Origin of the sequence: Phaeobacter sp. LSS9 (assembly GCF_003443595.1) — a bacterium.
GTDB classification, from domain to species: Bacteria; Pseudomonadota; Alphaproteobacteria; order Rhodobacterales; family Rhodobacteraceae; genus Phaeobacter; species Phaeobacter piscinae.
In genome coordinates this window covers 1665239-1681160 of record NZ_CP031956.1, presented here as the reverse complement: position 1 = coordinate 1681160, position 15922 = coordinate 1665239, and the positions used below count along the sequence as shown (strand labels likewise).

General features: G+C 61.9%; 13 protein-coding genes. 3 read left to right on the top strand and 10 right to left on the bottom strand.

From position 1 onward, the window contains the following. Nucleotides 1–70: 70 nt before the first annotated feature. The 3 genes from D1820_RS07995 to D1820_RS07985 form a co-directional block, all read right to left on the bottom strand. The gene (locus D1820_RS07995; RefSeq protein ID WP_118068462.1) at nucleotides 71–1756 is read right to left on the bottom strand and encodes a tryptophan halogenase family protein; all 1686 of its coding nucleotides are present in this window, start codon (nucleotides 1754–1756) and stop codon (nucleotides 71–73) included. 583 nt (nucleotides 1757–2339) lie between these two features. After that, complete coding sequence (locus D1820_RS07990) at nucleotides 2340–3266, bottom strand: glyoxylate/hydroxypyruvate reductase A (RefSeq protein ID WP_118068461.1); 927 nt, start codon at nucleotides 3264–3266, stop codon at nucleotides 2340–2342. Then, the gene (locus D1820_RS07985) at nucleotides 3263–3673 is read right to left on the bottom strand and encodes a VOC family protein (protein ID WP_096789649.1); all 411 of its coding nucleotides are present in this window, start codon (nucleotides 3671–3673) and stop codon (nucleotides 3263–3265) included. The genes D1820_RS07990 and D1820_RS07985 overlap by 4 nt, the downstream gene beginning before the upstream one ends. Before the next feature lie 92 nt (nucleotides 3674–3765). Here D1820_RS07985 and D1820_RS07980 point away from each other — a divergent pair, with 92 nt between their 5' ends. Beyond that, nucleotides 3766–4608: a LysR family transcriptional regulator gene (locus tag D1820_RS07980; protein WP_118068460.1), complete on the top strand. Its 843-nt coding sequence runs from the start codon at nucleotides 3766–3768 to the stop codon at nucleotides 4606–4608. A gap of 2 nt (nucleotides 4609–4610) precedes the next feature. Here the strand turns inward: D1820_RS07980 and rodA are convergent, their stop codons facing one another. From rodA to D1820_RS07955, 5 genes are read right to left on the bottom strand one after another with little or no spacing between them, the layout of a single operon-like run. After that, nucleotides 4611–5750, bottom strand: coding sequence for a rod shape-determining protein RodA (gene rodA / locus D1820_RS07975; RefSeq protein WP_061049904.1), 1140 nt, complete (start codon nucleotides 5748–5750; stop codon nucleotides 4611–4613). Between the two features lie 9 nt (nucleotides 5751–5759). Next, complete coding sequence (gene mrdA / locus D1820_RS07970; RefSeq protein ID WP_118068459.1) at nucleotides 5760–7706, bottom strand: penicillin-binding protein 2; 1947 nt, start codon at nucleotides 7704–7706, stop codon at nucleotides 5760–5762. After that, a complete protein-coding gene (gene mreD, locus D1820_RS07965) occupies nucleotides 7706–8242 on the bottom strand; it encodes a rod shape-determining protein MreD (RefSeq protein ID WP_040173411.1) in 537 nt (178 codons plus the stop codon). Before mreD ends, mrdA begins: the two co-directional genes overlap by 1 nt. Beyond that, nucleotides 8232–9167 (bottom strand): rod shape-determining protein MreC, encoded by a 936-nt coding sequence (mreC, locus tag D1820_RS07960; protein ID WP_024096269.1) that lies wholly within the window; start codon nucleotides 9165–9167, stop codon nucleotides 8232–8234. Before mreC ends, mreD begins: the two co-directional genes overlap by 11 nt. A gap of 52 nt (nucleotides 9168–9219) precedes the next feature. Further along, nucleotides 9220–10266: a rod shape-determining protein gene (locus D1820_RS07955; protein ID WP_024096270.1), complete on the bottom strand. Its 1047-nt coding sequence runs from the start codon at nucleotides 10264–10266 to the stop codon at nucleotides 9220–9222. Nucleotides 10267–10522: 256 nt separating this feature from the next. Here D1820_RS07955 and D1820_RS07950 point away from each other — a divergent pair, with 256 nt between their 5' ends. Further along, complete coding sequence (locus D1820_RS07950; protein WP_118068458.1) at nucleotides 10523–11593, top strand: agmatine/peptidylarginine deiminase; 1071 nt, start codon at nucleotides 10523–10525, stop codon at nucleotides 11591–11593. A gap of 72 nt (nucleotides 11594–11665) precedes the next feature. Further along, nucleotides 11666–12466, top strand: a complete 801-nt coding sequence (locus D1820_RS07945) for a 23S rRNA (adenine(2030)-N(6))-methyltransferase RlmJ (RefSeq protein ID WP_118068457.1) — start codon at nucleotides 11666–11668, stop codon at nucleotides 12464–12466. A gap of 77 nt (nucleotides 12467–12543) precedes the next feature. Here the strand turns inward: D1820_RS07945 and D1820_RS07940 are convergent, their stop codons facing one another. Together D1820_RS07940 and D1820_RS07935 are read right to left on the bottom strand one after the other, a co-directional pair. Next, on the bottom strand, nucleotides 12544–14115 hold the full coding sequence (locus D1820_RS07940; RefSeq protein WP_027246423.1) for a 2-isopropylmalate synthase: 1572 nt from the start codon (nucleotides 14113–14115) through the stop codon (nucleotides 12544–12546). Nucleotides 14116–14392: 277 nt separating this feature from the next. Then, entirely contained in the window at nucleotides 14393–15907 is a 1515-nt protein-coding gene (locus D1820_RS07935) for an MORN repeat-containing protein (RefSeq protein ID WP_244915595.1), read from the bottom strand. Nucleotides 15908–15922: the final 15 nt, after the last annotated feature.

Sequence of the window (15922 nt, the reverse complement as noted above, 5' to 3'; positions counted from 1 at the left end):
ATGGAAAAGGGCAGGCGCTATGCGTCTGCCCTCTTTCATTGGTGAACTGTTTGAGCGTTCGCCCGTGATCCTAGAACAGCTGCAGGTCTTTCTGACCGTTCTCGATTTCGCTGAAGCTGGGCATGTTCTGGATCATGCAGGGCACCGCCTCAGCACATGGCATCGGCACCGTTGGCTTCATCGCGGCGGCCATGCCAAAGCCGGGCTGATCCAGCTCGCCGCGAATATCGCGCAGCAGGGTTTTGTGATCGGGCATGGATTTGAGGATCTGCGCCAGATCCACCTTCGCGCCTTTCCACCACTGGAACCAGATCGGTTTCTTCAGCGGGCGCAGCCGGTCCCGGATGCCGGGGCCATAGCCCGTATCATAGACCTGTTTGCCCAGAAGCACGGTCTGATAGACGCGGTAGTCAAACAGGGTCGCGAACTCAATATCATGGGGCATCGGTAGGCGGTGCTGCCAGAGTTCCAGATTCTCGGCCAGACGATCCGGGATCTTCATCTCGGTGCGAGCGTCGATCCAATACTGGTCGTCGGTGCGGTTGCCCAACCGGTAGTGCAGGCAGATAAACTCCAGCACCTCGTCGTAGAGCTTGTCCATCTGGCGGTTGTATCGGCTGCGCAGGGACGGTGCGATGTCGCGCGTGGGCATATGTTCGGTGAGCCAGCGCACCGCGTGATCAATCATATGGATCGCGGTGCTTTCCAGCGGTTCGATGAACCCACCGGCCAGACCGATGGCCACACAGTTCTTTACCCAGGCATTGCGCACCCGCCCGATCCGCATTGGAATGATGCGCGGGGTCGCCCCTTCGCCGCTGTCGCCCAGCCATTCAAGATACTCATCCGCTGCCTGATCATCGGTGCGATGGGCAGAGGAGAACACATAGCCGGTGCCGACCCGGTTATAGAGCGGCACCCGCCAGGTCCAACCGGCGCCAAGGGCGGTGGAGCGGGTGAGGCTTTCGATTTTTTCCGGGTCCGGGTGGTCGATCTGCAACGCCATCGCGCGGTCATTGGGCAGATAGTCGGAGTAATCCATAAACGGCTCACCCAGCGCCTGATTGATAATCAGCCCGCGGAAACCGGTGCAGTCGATGACCATCTCAACATCGTGACGACCGCGCTGCTCCAGCATCAGATGGCTGACATTGCCCTGCTCATCCAACTCAACCGATGTCACCTCATCCTGAATATGTTCCACGCCATGTTTGGTGCAGACCTTGGTGAGCATGCCGGCAAATTTCACCGCGTCCAGATGGTAGGCATAGCCAAAGCGTTGCTCAAACTCCGGCTGACCAAGCGGGCGGGCGCCCTTGCACAGGCGGCCCAGATCATCATGGGGAGAGATGGACTGAGTGTAGTCCCGATCCCCGTTGCCAAAGCGCAGGAAGTACTCGGCAGGCTCCAGACCCTCCAGCAGCTGACCATGGGCGAAGGGGTTCACGTAGTCGATGCGATTTCCCTTGGCATCCTTGTTCCAGTTGCAGAACTTTACCCCCAGCTTGAACGAGGCGTTGGTCTCACGGAAAAAGGCGCGCTCTGAAATGCCAGCCTGACGGAGGGTTTTGGGCATCCGCGGCACGGTTGCCTCGCCCACCCCGACGGTGGCGATATTCGGGCTTTCGATCAGGCAGATTTTTGGTCGGTCCTTGGGCGCTGATGTGCGGGAGAGTTCTGTCTCCAGGATCAGCGCCGTCATCCACCCCGCCGTGCCGCCGCCGACGATGGTGATCTTCCTTAAGCGATTGTTCATGTGTTCCGTCCCTGTTTTATAGTTTTTTCAAGGACCGTAGCGCAGCTGTCTGGCGTCTGGCTAGCAACAATTCCGCAAAATGCCGTGTCGAACCTGTTATCAGACGGTCCGGGGCACGAAGGGCTGTATTCTGAGAGAGGGCAGGCCGGGCGCACCAGTCTTCAAGTTTTGAAAACTACCGCTCTGCAACAGGGTTTACTGGGCTGTCGGGCGGATTGGGACGGGATAGCCGGATCTACAAGACGCGCGGATTTACCGGTGCAGCCTGTGGCTGTCCGGGGTGGCTCTGGGCTGGATCAATCTATTAACCGTTGATCGGGGCCTTGTTCTGCAACCGGAGGGTTGCGGCATAATGTGGACGGCGCCGCCACGGGGGCGGAGGGGGCGGGTTGATGGCCCGCGTGCTCAAATTCTCTGCACGACCCCAGAGGGTGGGGCCCGGTTCCTGGTCGGAGCCGGGGTGCTAGACCCGGATCCTGCAATCGCGATTGGGGCCAGTCTGGCACAGCGGCCTGAAACGATCCTGAGCGGGGCGTGCGCTGTGGTTGCTAATTGTTAAATCTTGTCCACTGCGTATCCGTCTCTAGTATCCGAGGGTGCGATCCACCTGATGCAGGAATGGCGCCTCAGCCTCGCCCCGGCGGATGTTGTCGGCAATGACACGCGCGGCGGTAAGGGGGCGTGTTTCTGCCGCGATATGCGGCGTCACGGTGACCCTTGGATGGGCCCAATAGGGGTGATCCATCGGCAGCGGCTCAATGCGGAAGACATCGAGCGTTGCATGGCCGATCTGGCCACTGTCGAGGGCGGCCAGAAGGGCGTCATCGTCAATCAGGGGACCGCGACCGGGGTTGATGATGCGCGCCCCTTTGGGCAGCAGGGCGAGGGTGTCGCTGTTGAGCGTATTCTCGGTCGCGTGGGTGTCTGGCAGGAGCAGGATCACGATCTGTGCCGTGGCGAGGGCGTCCCGCAGGCCGTCGTCGCCATGGCGGCAGGTGATGCCGTCGATGGATTTCTTGGATCGCGACCAGCCGGTGACCGGAAAGCCCAGTGTGGCCAGCATGTCGGCACAGGCCTGTCCCAATGCGCCAAGGCCCAGAACCGTCACCGGACGTTCTTCGGCAAGCGGGGGGACCACCGGCTCCCATCGGTCCTGCGTGTGGATCGTGCGGTCGATATTGAGGTGATAGCGCAGCACATGCCCCGTGACCCATTCGACCATACCCGCGGTCAGACCGGGGTCCACCATCCGGCAGAGCGGCATCGTCAGGGTCTGGTTGCCCACGATCTTCTCCACCCCGGCCCAGAGGCTGAGCACCGCCTTGCAGCGGGTATAGGGTGTGAAATCCTGTAGGTCCGAATTGGGGGCATAGACCACGTAATCCACATCAGCCGGGTCGTGATCAAGGCGCAGATCGACCTCCAGCCCGGCCTCCGCAAAGGCGGCGCGCAAAGGCGCCTCATAGGTGGCCCAGCGTTCGGGCAGGGCGGCAAACTGGACGTTGATCATGTGGCGAACACTCCGGCCATATCGGCGAATCCCTTGATTTCAATCGGGTTGCCTGCGGGATCGTGAAAGAACATCGTGCTTTGCTCACCCGGCTCGCCCGCAAACCGGGTGGTGGGGGCGATGGTGAACTCCAGCCCCGCCTGTTCCAGCCGATCCGCCAGCAGGCGCCAGGCGTCCTGCGGCAGGATCACACCCAGATGGGGCATCGGCACCATGTGATCGCCGACCTTGCCGGTGTTGGCGGTGGCAAAAACCGGCCCGAGATGGAGCGAGATCTGATGACCGAAGAAGTTGAAATCGACCCAGGTCTCTGTGCTGCGCCCCTCCTGACAGCCCAGCAGGCCGCCATAAAAGCCGCGCGCCTGATCAAGGTCATCGACGTGATAGGCGAGGTGAAAAATGCTCATCGCTCTGCTCCCTGTAATCTGTGGCCCTAGGGATAGAAGGGGGCGATGAAAAAGGGTAGCTTGTTTTTCTATATTCAAACATAAGAAAAACTATGGATACACGGTTCCTCTCCAGCCTCGTCACCACGATAGAGGAGGGATCCCTGGCCGCGGCGGCGCGCCGGGAGGGGATCACCGCATCGGCGATTTCGCAACGGATCGCGGCGTTGGAGGCCGATGTTGGTGTGGGGCTTTTGTGCCGCGCCGGGCGCGTCATGCAGCCCACGGCGGAGTGCCGTCGCCTGTTGCCAAAGATGCGAGAGATTCTGCGGGCTGAGGCAGAGTTGCGGGGGCAGCTGTGCGGGGCCAGCCTCAGCGGCACGCTGCGGCTGGGGGCGGTGTCGACGGCCATGGGGGATTACGCGGGAGTGATCCTTCGGCACCTGAGGGGGGCCGCGCCGGAGGTTGCCGTGCAGCTGGTGCCGGGCACGTCAGAAGGGCTTTATGCTTTGATGCAACAGGGGCAGGTGGACGCCGCACTGCTGATTGAGCCACCGTTTGCACTCCCCAAAGCTTATGTTTTCAAAGAGGTCGCCCGCCAGCCCATTGGTCTGTTGCAGGCAGAAGGCGACGGTGAGGGGCTATCTGATGGGGCGCTGCCGTTCCTGATCTACAGCCGCGAGGCCTGGGGTGGGGCGCGCTGTTGGCAGGCGCTGACACAGCGGGTTGATACGCTGGACATTCTGGCGGAACTGGATGCGCTGGAACTGATCGCGCAGATGGTGGCAGAAGGCACCGCACAGGCCGTTGTACCGCTGTGGGAGGGGCTGCGCAGGCATGCTGGCCTGCGGTTCACCCCGTTTGACGGGGAGGCCCGGCGGTTGGGAGTTCTGCTGCACCAACGCGATGCCGACAGTGCGCTGACACGGGTGTTGCTGGCGGCTTTAGGCGCCTGACCCTAGCGTGGGCGGTGGATATTCGCGCTTTGCACAAGTCCGAAGGCACCCATCAGCACCAGCATCACCGAGCCACCGTAAGACACCATCGGCAGCGGCACGCCCACCACCGGGGCAAGGCCCATCACCATCGACATGTTCACTGCAAAGAACAGGAAGAAGCTGATCGCAATCCCCAATGTGACCAGCGACGCAAAACGGTCCTTGGTGGCGAGTGCGGTGGCGATGCAGAATGTGATGACCAGCATATAGATGAACAGCAGGGCAAACCCACCGATGAAGCCGAATTCCTCGGCTAGGGTGGTGAAGATGAAATCGGTGTGTTTTTCCGGCAGGAAGTTCAGCCGCGATTGTGTGCCCTGCATGAAGCCACGCCCTGACCAGCCGCCGGAGCCGAGTGCGATCTTTGACTGGGTGATGTGGTAACCGGCCCCAAGCGGGTCCTGTGAGGGGTCGAGGAAGGTGTCGATGCGGCGGAACTGGTAATCCTTCAGCAGTTGCCAGTCGGTGCCCCTGCTTTTGAACACGGTCGCCACAAGCCCGACCCCGGCCCCAATGACAGCGGCGAAATAAGCCCAGTGGACGCCCGCGAGGAACATCACACCGCCACCGGCCGCCATCAGCAGGATGGAGGTGCCAAGGTCCGGCTGGCGCAGCACCAGAAAGGTAGGCAGCAGGATCAAGATAACTGGCAGGATCACCCATTGCGGACGCGAGCAGCGTTCCGGCGGCAGCCAGTCGTAATAGGCCGCCAGCAGCATCACCAGCGTGATCTTCATCAACTCAGACGGTTGCAGCCGCATGAAGCCGATATCGATCCAGCGCTGCGCGCCCATGCCGACGGTGCCAAAAAACTCCACCGCCACCAGCAGCAGGACGGAGACCAGATAGGCCAGAACAGAGATATTGCGCCAGAACCAGATCGGGATCATGGCGACGACCAGCATTACCGACAGGCCCAGAACGAAGCGTTTGACCTGCGGCTCCACCCAGGGGGAGAAACTGCCCCCCGCCACCGAGTAGAGCATCAGAAATCCGACGCTGGCGACGCTGGCCAGTAGCAGGACCAAGGGCCAGTTCAGATAGAGGATCTTGCGCAGGCCGGTGGGAACCGATTGTGCGTTATTGGCGAGATAACTCATGCTGACCCTCTATGCCTGCCCGCTGCCGCTGTTGCGGTTGCGCTGAATGCGCTCACGTTCCAGACGTTCCTGCAGGGCTTCGATATTGGTGCGGTCCTTCTTGGGGTAGGCCTCCAGCGGCGGGCTGCCATCATAAAGCGCCTGCAACAGCACATCGCGCGCAATCGGGGCGGCTGCTTTGGAGCCGCCGCCGCCATGTTCGACCACCACCGCCACGGCAAATTTCGGATCATCTGCCGGCGCATAGGCAACAAACAGCGCATGGTCGCGGCGTTCCCACGGCAGATCCTCGTTGCGGATCACCCCGGCGGCGCGTTCTGCGGCGGTGATATTGCGCACCTGGCTGGTGCCGCTTTTGCCGGCCATACGCATGCCGTCGGCGATGATCCGGGAGCGGTAGCCGGTGCCGCGCCGCTCATTGCTGACCGAGTACATGCCCCGGCGGATGGTGCGCAGGTTGTTTTCATTGACGCCGATCGGCTCTCCGGCGCCGCTGGGCTGCTCCACCCCGTCGATGGATTTCAGCAGGCGCGGCGTGACCGAGCGACCAGTGGCCAGACGCGCTGTCATCACGGCCAGCTGCATCGGCGAGGCCAAGAGATAGCCCTGCCCGATGGAGGAGTTCACGGTATCGCCAACCAGCCAGTCCTGACCGTAGGTTTTCGATTTCCATTCCTTGTTCGGGGCAATCCCCTTGGCCACTGCGGACATCGGAAGATCATGGCGCACGCCAAGGCCAAAGCGTTTCGCCATGGCGGAAATCTTGTCGATGCCAACCTTGATGGCGAGGTCGTAATAATAGACGTCGCAGGAGCTTTTGAGCGAGGTGTTGAGATCCACATGGCCGTGGCCTGCGCGTTTCCAGCAGTGGAAACGGCGGCCCGAGACCTCCAGATGGCCGGGGCACCAGACGGTGTCTTCGGTGCCGATCAAGCCTTCCTCCAGCGCGGCGAGGGCGGTGATCATCTTGAAGGTCGATCCGGGCGGATAGGTGCCTTGCACCGATTTATTGGCCAGCGGGCGATAGGGGTCTTCGGTCAGCATCCGGTAGTCGGCGACCGAAATACCGCGCACAAAGAGATTGGGATCAAAGCTGGGGGAGGAGGCGATGGCGCGCACATCGCCGCTCTCGCAGTCGATCACTACGGCGCTGGCGCTTTCCTTGCCCAGACGGGCCTGAGTGTAATACTGCAAATCCGCATCAACGGTCAGCTGCATATCCGCGCCGGCCTCACCCTCGCGGCGGTCCAGCTCGCGCATGACCCGCCCGGTGGCGTTGACCTCGACCCGCTTGGCGCCGGCCTTGCCGCGCAAGACGTCCTCACGCTTGGCCTCGAACCCGACCTTGCCGATCTGGAAGCGCGGGATCATCAGCACCGGCTCGGGGTCCTCCATCTTGCTCAGATCATAATCGGAGACCGGACCGACATAGCCCACCACATGGGCAAAATCTTCCTGCTGAGGGTAAACCCGTGTGAGGCCGACCTCAGGCGTGATGCCGGGCAGGGCGGGGGCGTTCACGGCAACTTTGGAGATATCGTCCCAACTGATCTGATCGGCTAGGGTGATCGGCAGAAACGGCGGTGAGCGGCGCATCTCGGCCATCGCGCGTTCGATATCTTCGGGGTCCAGCGTCAGCAGGCGCGACAGCTTGTCGATGACGTCACCCACGTCACCTGCGTCCTCCGGTACCACAGTGATCCGGTAGGATTGGGAGTTCTGCGCCAAAATGGTGCCGTTGCGGTCATAGATCTGCCCGCGGGCGGGCGGGATCAGGCGCAGGTTGATCCGGTTTTCCTCCGCCAGCAGGCGGAACTGATCGGCTTGATCGACCTGAAGGTGGCGCATGCGCATCGCAAGACCACCGGCAAAGGCCAGCTGCAACCCGCCCAAAAGCAGGGCGCGGCGGCTGAGTTTGCGATGTGTGGCTTCGACGTCTTTGACGTTGCGTTTCATCAGCGGCTTCCCAGGGCTTCTGCCTCTGCGGGGGAGAGTTTGCGCACCCCCAGCAGGCTTTGGCTGGCCAGTGCGACCAGCGGATAGATCAGCAATGTTGCCACCATCTGGATCAGAATCAACCCCAGCGACGGCTGCACCACCCCCAGAACCGCGAGGATCAGCCGGTTGAGCAGGGTCACAGCGGTGATGGTCATGGCCACGGTGACCCATTCCCCGATGAAGGCGGTTTCGCGGTGCGGCTGAACCTGCGACTTCAGAAAGCTGCAGGCGAGCACGACCAGAAGCGCCATCAGCCCCGGTGGCCGTTGAAACAACAGATCCGCCAGCAGGAAGGTCAGCGCAATCAGCACGGTCGGCACATAGTCAGGGCGGCGCATCGACCAGGCCATGACCAGCGCCAGCAGCAGATCCGGCGGTGCCCAGCGGGAGGGCAGCGTGTCCAGGGGCAGCAAATGAAAGAACATGATCACCAGCGCCAAGGCGGGAAAGGCCGCCCGCATGACCCAGATCCGCGCCGGGGCGTTATTCGCCATTGCCGGCCTCCGCTGCGGCCTCATCGCCCAGACCTTCGGGGCGGGGCTGCGGGATGTTGATGCCCGGTGCAGGCACCACCAGCCCACCGGGGTCCTTGATCACCTCAGAGCCGTGGTGGCGCAGCACCCGCAGAAATTCGAGCCGCTCATAATCCGCCGAGAGCCGCACCCGCAGGCGGCCAAACCGGTCCTGTGTAACCTGCCCGATCAGCAGGCCCGCCGGAAACACATTGCCATCGCCTGAGGTCACCACCCGGTCACCGGGGCGCACCAGATCGGGGTTTTCAAGGAAGTCGATCACCGGTGCCGGGCTGTTGTCGCCGGCCACCAGCGTGCTCTGCCCCGAAGGCTGGATCAGGGCTGGTACGGCACTGGCCGCATCGGTCAGCAGGATCACCCGCGCGGTGTCCTGCCCGGTGCCGGAGATCCGCCCGACAAGGCCGATGCCATCCATCGCCGCCCAGCCATCGCGCACCCCGTCGCGGGCGCCCACATTCAGGATCACCGACTGGCGAAACGGAGACCCGCTGTCGGCCATCACCACGCCGGTCACATAGGTAAGACGCGGGTCTAGCCGCACATTGTTGAGATCCAGCAGACGGGCGTTTTCCTGCTCCAGCTGCAACGCGGCCTCTTTCCAGGCGCGCATCTGGCGTAATTCGCTGCGCAATTCCCGGTTCTGTTCGGCAAGCCGCTGATAACTCTGGAAATCGCGGAACAGGTTGATTGCGCCCTCAACCGGGATCATGGCCCAATCCATGCTGGGGACCACGGCGTCAACCACCTGCGCGCGGAACCGTTCAACCCGTGGGCTGTCGATGCGCCAGACCAGAAAAATACCCAGCAGGCACAGGCAGACAACCCCGGTCAGCAGGCGGCGCAGCGGGGCGGTGTAGTCATCGCGCTGGGACCGATCTTTGGCCAAGGTGTTCCTTCCCGGTGCCGGGCGTCGACCATCTTAGCGATGGTCTGGCCGCTCAGCTGTCGTAATCAATGGCATGTGCCAGCTGTTTTTCGTATTCCAGTGCCTTGCCGGTGCCAAGCGCCACGCAGTTCAGGCTCTCATCGGCGATGGAGACGGCCAGACCGGTCTGTTCCCGCAGGGCCAGATCCAGATCGCCCAGCAGCGCGCCGCCGCCAGTGAGCATAACGCCCCGGTCGACGATATCTGCCGCCAGATCCGGCGGGGTGGTTTCCAGCGCGGTCATCACCGCTTCGCAGATCTGCTGCACCGGTTCGGCCAGCGCCTCGGCGACCTGGGCCTGGCTGACTTCGATCTCTTTCGGCACGCCGTTCAGCAGGTCGCGTCCGCGAATTTGCATCGACTGGCCACGGCCGTCATCGGGCATGCGCGCGGTGCCGATGGAGGTTTTCACGCGTTCAGCGGTGGATTCCCCAATCAGAAGGTTCTGCTGGCGCCGCAGATAGGAGATGATCGCCTCATCCATCCGGTCACCACCAACGCGAACGGAGCGGGCATAGACGATGTCGCCCAGCGACAGGACCGCAACCTCGGTCGTGCCGCCACCGATATCCACAACCATGTTGCCGGTGGGATCGGTGATCGGCATGCCGGCACCAATGGCCGCGGCAATCGGCTCTGCAATCAGGCCAGCACGGCGCGCCCCTGCGGACAAAACCGACTGGCGGATCGCGCGTTTTTCAACCGGGGTGGCCCCATGCGGGACGCAGACGATGATCTTGGGCTTGGAGAAGGTGGAGCGTTTATGGACCTTGCGGATGAAGTGTTTGATCATCTCTTCGGCAGTATCAAAATCCGCAATCACCCCTTCGCGCATCGGGCGGATCGCCTCGATCGAGCCGGGGGTCCGGCCCAGCATCAGCTTGGCGTCTTCGCCAACGGCCAGCACTTTCTTGACGCCATCTTTCACGTGATAGGCCACAACCGACGGCTCTGACAGGATGACACCGCGACCTTTGACATAGACAAGCGTGTTCGCCGTGCCGAGGTCAATTGCCATATCAGACGTGAACAACCCGCCAAGACTTCCGAAGATCGACATATATTAAGACCCTGTAAAACTGCCACCTGTCCCGCGACTCTGCTGAGAGCGGGCTTTATGTCTTATAAGCAGCGCTGAGAGGTGGCGAAAGGGCGGATTCGGACCAAAAGGCGCCTTTTCGCCACCAGTGCAAGGGTGCCTCATGGGAAAGGCAGACGTCGGGTCGCACTGGCAGGGCGGGTGCGTCGCTTCTCTTGTTTGGACAGGCTTGATAAACTTTTTCATAACGGGCGTGTGATCGACGGAGGGAACGGCGATGAAGCGGCGGAATTTCTTACTGGCTGGTGGGGCTGTCGGCATGGCAAATCTGATCACGGGACCAAACGCAATTGCCGGGTCGGGATTTTTTGTTCCACCGGAGGAGGCACCACACCAGCGCAGCTTCATGCAATGGCCGGTCAGCCGGAAAGTGCATCCCGATCCTGTGTTCCGCGACATGGCGCAGCAGACGATTGCAGATATCGCCAACGCGATTGCGGCGTTTGAACCTGTCACAGTGCTTGCGGCGGCAGCGGATCAGGCCCGCGCACGCGCCAAGCTGTCTGCGGATGTGGAGCTGTGGGATATCCCGACCGAGGATCTGTGGTGCCGCGATTCCGGGCCTATTTTTGTCGTTGATGGCGCAGGCAACATGGCCATCAGCCATATCCAGTTCAATGGCTGGGGTGTAAAGCAGGTCAACCGGCGGGACAGCCAGATCGCAGAACGGGTGGCTGAGCGTTTGGGGCTGCCGCTGTTGCCAACTGGTTTGCGGGGCGAGGCAGGCGGCGTAGAGCAGGATGGGCACGGGCTGCTGATGGCGCATGAAAGCAGCTGGGTGAACAAGAACCGCAATCCCGGCCTGTCGCGCGCCCAGATAGAACAGCGATTGCTGGACGCGTATGGCGCGGATCGCATGATCTGGGCGGAGGGTTTACGCGGCGAGGACATCACCGATTATCATATTGATAGCCTCGCACGGTTCACCGGGCCGGAGCGTGTTCTTATGAACCTGCCCGATACGCCTGACAGGACCGATCCGTTCCATATGGCCGCGTTGGACACGCATGACCGGTTGATTGCGGCGGGACTGGCGGTAGAGGTGATCCCCGAACCACATATCCGCCGGGTCAACAGCTACGACTTTGTCGCCTCCTACGCCAATTTCTACGTCTGTAACGGCGCGGTGATTGCGGCGGAATTCGGGGATCGCGAAACCGATGAGATCGCGCGGGAGGCGCTGGCGCGGCATTATCCGGGACGGGAGATTGTCACGCTGAACGTGGACCCGCTGGGCGAATTGGGCGGCGGCATTCACTGCGCAACGCAGCAGATGCCAGCGGTCTGAGCCGTCGGATCCAACGCACTCCGCTGCGGCAAAGGGCTTTTGTCCGGGGCGGTTTGGCGCTAGAGGGCTGGGATGCTGTCATATCAACATATCTACCACGCCGGAAATCTGGCCGATGTTCAGAAACATGCGCTGCTGGCGCGGATGCTGGCGTATCTGACCCGGAAGGACAAACCGCTCAGCTATATGGAGACCCACGCAGGGCGTGGCCTCTATCAGCTGGACGCCGCAGAGGCGGTGAAAACCGGAGAGGCCGCGGCAGGGATCAACCGCCTGCTGGACGGGGCGATGCTGGATGTGGACCACCCGCTGGCAGAGGCCATCACCCGAACCCGCCGCGCCGCTGGCGAGAACGCCTATCCCGGCTCCCCCCTGATCGCAGCGCATCTCATGCGGGCAGAGGACAGTCTGCATTTCGCAGAGCTGCACCCACAGGAGAACGCGGCTCTGCGGGAGGCGCTTTGGCCGCATGGGCTGGGACGGCGCGTCCATGTGCATCAGCGGGATGGGTTCGAGCTGGCGCAATCACTGGCGCCGCCAACCCCGCGCCGTGGGCTGATGCTTATTGACCCGAGCTATGAGGTGAAGCGCGACTATGCACAGATCCCCGGCCATATCGCCAAGCTGCACCGCAAATGGAACGTCGGGGTGATTGCGCTGTGGTACCCGATCCTGACCGATGGGACCCATAAGCCGATGCTGACCACACTAGCGGCCCAGAACCTGCCGGGTGCGCTGCGCCACGAGGTACAGTTTCCGCCTGCCCGCGAGGGCCACCGTATGGTCGGCTCCGGCATGTTCATCGTGAATGCCCCCTACGGCACAGCGGATGAGGCACAGCGGCTGACCAAGCTGTTCGCAAAGCTGGGTTAGATCCCCACCCGGATAGCTGACGTCAAAAAGGCCACCCGCTTTGGGTGGCCTTTTGTTATTCTGGTTTCGCGCGCGGCTTAGGTGATATCCTTGTAGGAAATCTCACGCGTATCGGCGCCTGCGCCCATTTTGTCGCGGCGGATGATCAGACGGTTCAGTGCGCCGATATAGGCTGCGGCAGAGGCGACAACCGTGTCGGTGTTGGCGCTTTCGCCGGTGGCAATCACGCCGTTTTCTTCCAGCCGGACAGAGACCGTGGCCTGCGCGTCAGTGCCTTCGGTCACCGCATGGACCTGATAGAGCTGCAGATGCGCCGAGTTTGGATGGATTTTGCGGATCGCCCTGAAGGCTGCATCAACCGGGCCGTCGCCTTCTGCGGTCTCAGACACATCCTTGCCCTCGACTTCCATCTCAAGGGTTGCCTCAGCCGGGCCGCCGGTGCCACAGACCACCTTCATGGAGACCAGTTTGAGGTGATCATCCTCATCGCCGCTGGTGCGCATCAGGGCGATGATGTCGTCGTCGAACACCTCTTTCTTGCGGTCGGCGAGTTCCTTGAAGCGAACAAAAAGATCCTTCAGCTGGTTGTCGCCCACCTCAAAGCCGAGCTGGCTCAGCTTGTCGCGCAAGGCTGCACGACCGGAGTGTTTGCCCAAGGGCAGCGAGGTGCCGGCAATGCCCACATCCTCGGGCCGCATGATCTCAAAGGTTTCCTTGTTCTTCAGCATGCCATCCTGATGGATGCCGCTTTCATGAGCAAAGGCGTTCTTGCCGACAATCGCCTTGTTCGGCTGCACGACGAAGCCCGACACCGTGGAGACCCGGCGGGAGATATGCATGATCTTCTGGGTGTCGATGCCAGTGGTGAAGGGCATAATATCATTGCGCACCTTCAGGGCCATGACGACCTCTTCCAGTGCGGTGTTGCCGGCGCGTTCGCCAAGCCCGTTTATGGTGCATTCGATCTGTCGCGCGCCACCGGCAACTGCGGCCAGAGAATTCGCCGTCGCCATGCCAAGGTCGTTGTGACAATGGGTGGCAAAAATCACATCATCGGCGCCGGGAACGGTTTCGATCAGGCGCTTGATCAGATCGGCGCTTTCGACCGGGGCGGTATAGCCCACGGTATCGGGGATATTGATGGTGGTCGCCCCCGCTTTGATCGCAATCTCGATCACCCGGCAGAGGTAATCCCATTCGGTGCGTGTTGCATCCATTGGCGACCACTGCACATTGTCCACCAGGTTGCGGGCATGTGTGACCGTGTCGTGGATTTTCTCGGCCATCTCATCCTTGGTGAGGTTGGGGATGGCGCGGTGCAGCGGCGAGGTGCCGATAAAGGTGTGGATACGCGGCTGAGCGGCACGTTTCACGGCTTCGGCGCAGCGGTCGATATCTTTGAAATTGGCGCGCGCCAGGCCACAGATCCTGGAGTTTTTGGAGCGTTCTGCAATCTCGCTCACCGCTTTGAAGTCGCCTTCAGAGGCGATGGGGAAGCCCGCTTCAATGATGTCCACGCCCATATCGTCAAGCAGCTCTGCAATCTCGAGCTTTTCATCATGTGTCATGGTTGCGCCGGGGCTCTGCTCGCCATCGCGCAAAGTGGTGTCGAAGATCAAAACGCGATCTTTGTCAGCTGCAGTCGTCATGTCGGTATCTTTCTTGTCTGTCCTAAAATCCAATCCTTGGCGCGCATGCCTTCCCCTCTGAGCGGGCGCGCCGGATGGCACGCTCAGAGGCGGATTAGGATCAGTAGGGCGCGCAGATCTGCACCGCGAAACGCGGTGGCGGAGCGAAGGATATCTGCACGCATGGTCATGACGCAGAGTTATACAGAGCCGAAGGCGAATGGGAAGACAGAAATTATCGGTGCGGCATCAAACTCCGCGCCGCCGCCGATCCGCCGCCCTGGCCGGGTGAGCCAGATCAGTTGCTGGCGTCGTCATCGGCTGCGGCGGGAGCCGTGTCGCTGGCCTGATCTTCGGTGGCCTGATCTGCATCGGCGTCATCGTTGCCCTGCGTGGCGCCGCCGGTGGTTTTCAGGGCGCCGTTTTCCCAGGTGCCTTCGGCCTCCTGACCGCTGGCATAGCGCATCACGCCGGGACCTTGTCGTTTGGAGTTGAGGAAGCTGCCCTCATAGACGTCGCCATTGGCATAGGTCGCGACCCCCTTGCCGCTGATCTTGCCTTCGGTCCAGTCGCCTTCATAGCTGAAGCCATCTGTCATCACGATCTTGCCAGTGCCGTGACGCTGGCTGTTGGCAAAGCTGCCGGTATAGACCGAGCCGTCAGGGTAGGTCACAACCGCATCACCATCACGCTGACCGTCTTTCCAGCCACCTTCGTAGCGGTAACCGTCGGGATAGGTCATGACCCCCTGACCGTGGTTCTTGGCGTTCTTGAATTCGCCGCTATAGACCAGCCCGTTGGGATAGGTGGTGGTGCCAGTTCCCTCGATCACGCCGGCGACCCAGTCGCCTTCGTAGGTGGAGCCATCGGGATAGGTGATTTTGCCCACCCCATCGGCGAGATCATCGCGGAACTGGCCTTCGTAGACCGAACCGTCGGGATAGGTGACGCGGCCCTTGCCCTCGATCTGGCCAGCCAGCCATTCGCCGCTGTAGACATAGCCATCGGTCTTGGTGAAGGTGCCTTCGCCGTGGCGCAGATCATCCTCGAAATTGCCGATATAGACATCACCATTGGCATGGATCTGCTTGCCTTCACCCTGACGGCGCCCGGCCGCCAAAGGGCCCTCGTAGATGTCGCCATTGGGCTGCGTCAGCACCCCGGTGCCATCCATCTGGTTCGCGGCCCAGTCGCCCTCGTAGATCAGCCCGTCGGGCATGATCAGCTTGCCGGTGCCCTCCAGCTGCCCGTTGCGGATATCGCCCTCGTAAGTGGCGCCGTCGGGGTAGGTGATTTTGCCGGTGCCGTCCTTCAGGCCATCGACCCAGTCGCCCTCATACTGGTAGCCGCCGGGATTGCGCATGAGGCCCTTGCCGTGGTGCTTGGCATCACGAAAGCCGCCCTCGTAGCGGGCGCCGTTGGCGTAGACCGCGATGCCCTGACCGTTGATCACCCCGTCGGACCACTCCCCCTCGTAGGTGCCGCCATCGGCAAAGGTGATTTTGCCCGCGCCCTCCGGTTTGCCCTTGGCAAACTCGCCCTCGTAGACGGAGCCGTTGGGAAAACGCGCGACGCCACGTCCGCGCACCTCACCATCGACCCAGTCGCCGGTATATTCATAGCCGTTGGGCAGGGTGTAGGTGCCGGTGCCATGCTGCAACCCACCGCGAAAGGTGCCCTCATAGATGCCGCCAATTTCATCCTGTGTGGTCAGTACCTTGCCATCGTCCTGTGCCAGGGCCGGACGGATCCCCCCGGCAGCGCCAAGCGCCAGGGCAGAGGTCAAAAGAGCGGCGGTGGTGAAACGGGTCATGGAATATCTGCTTGC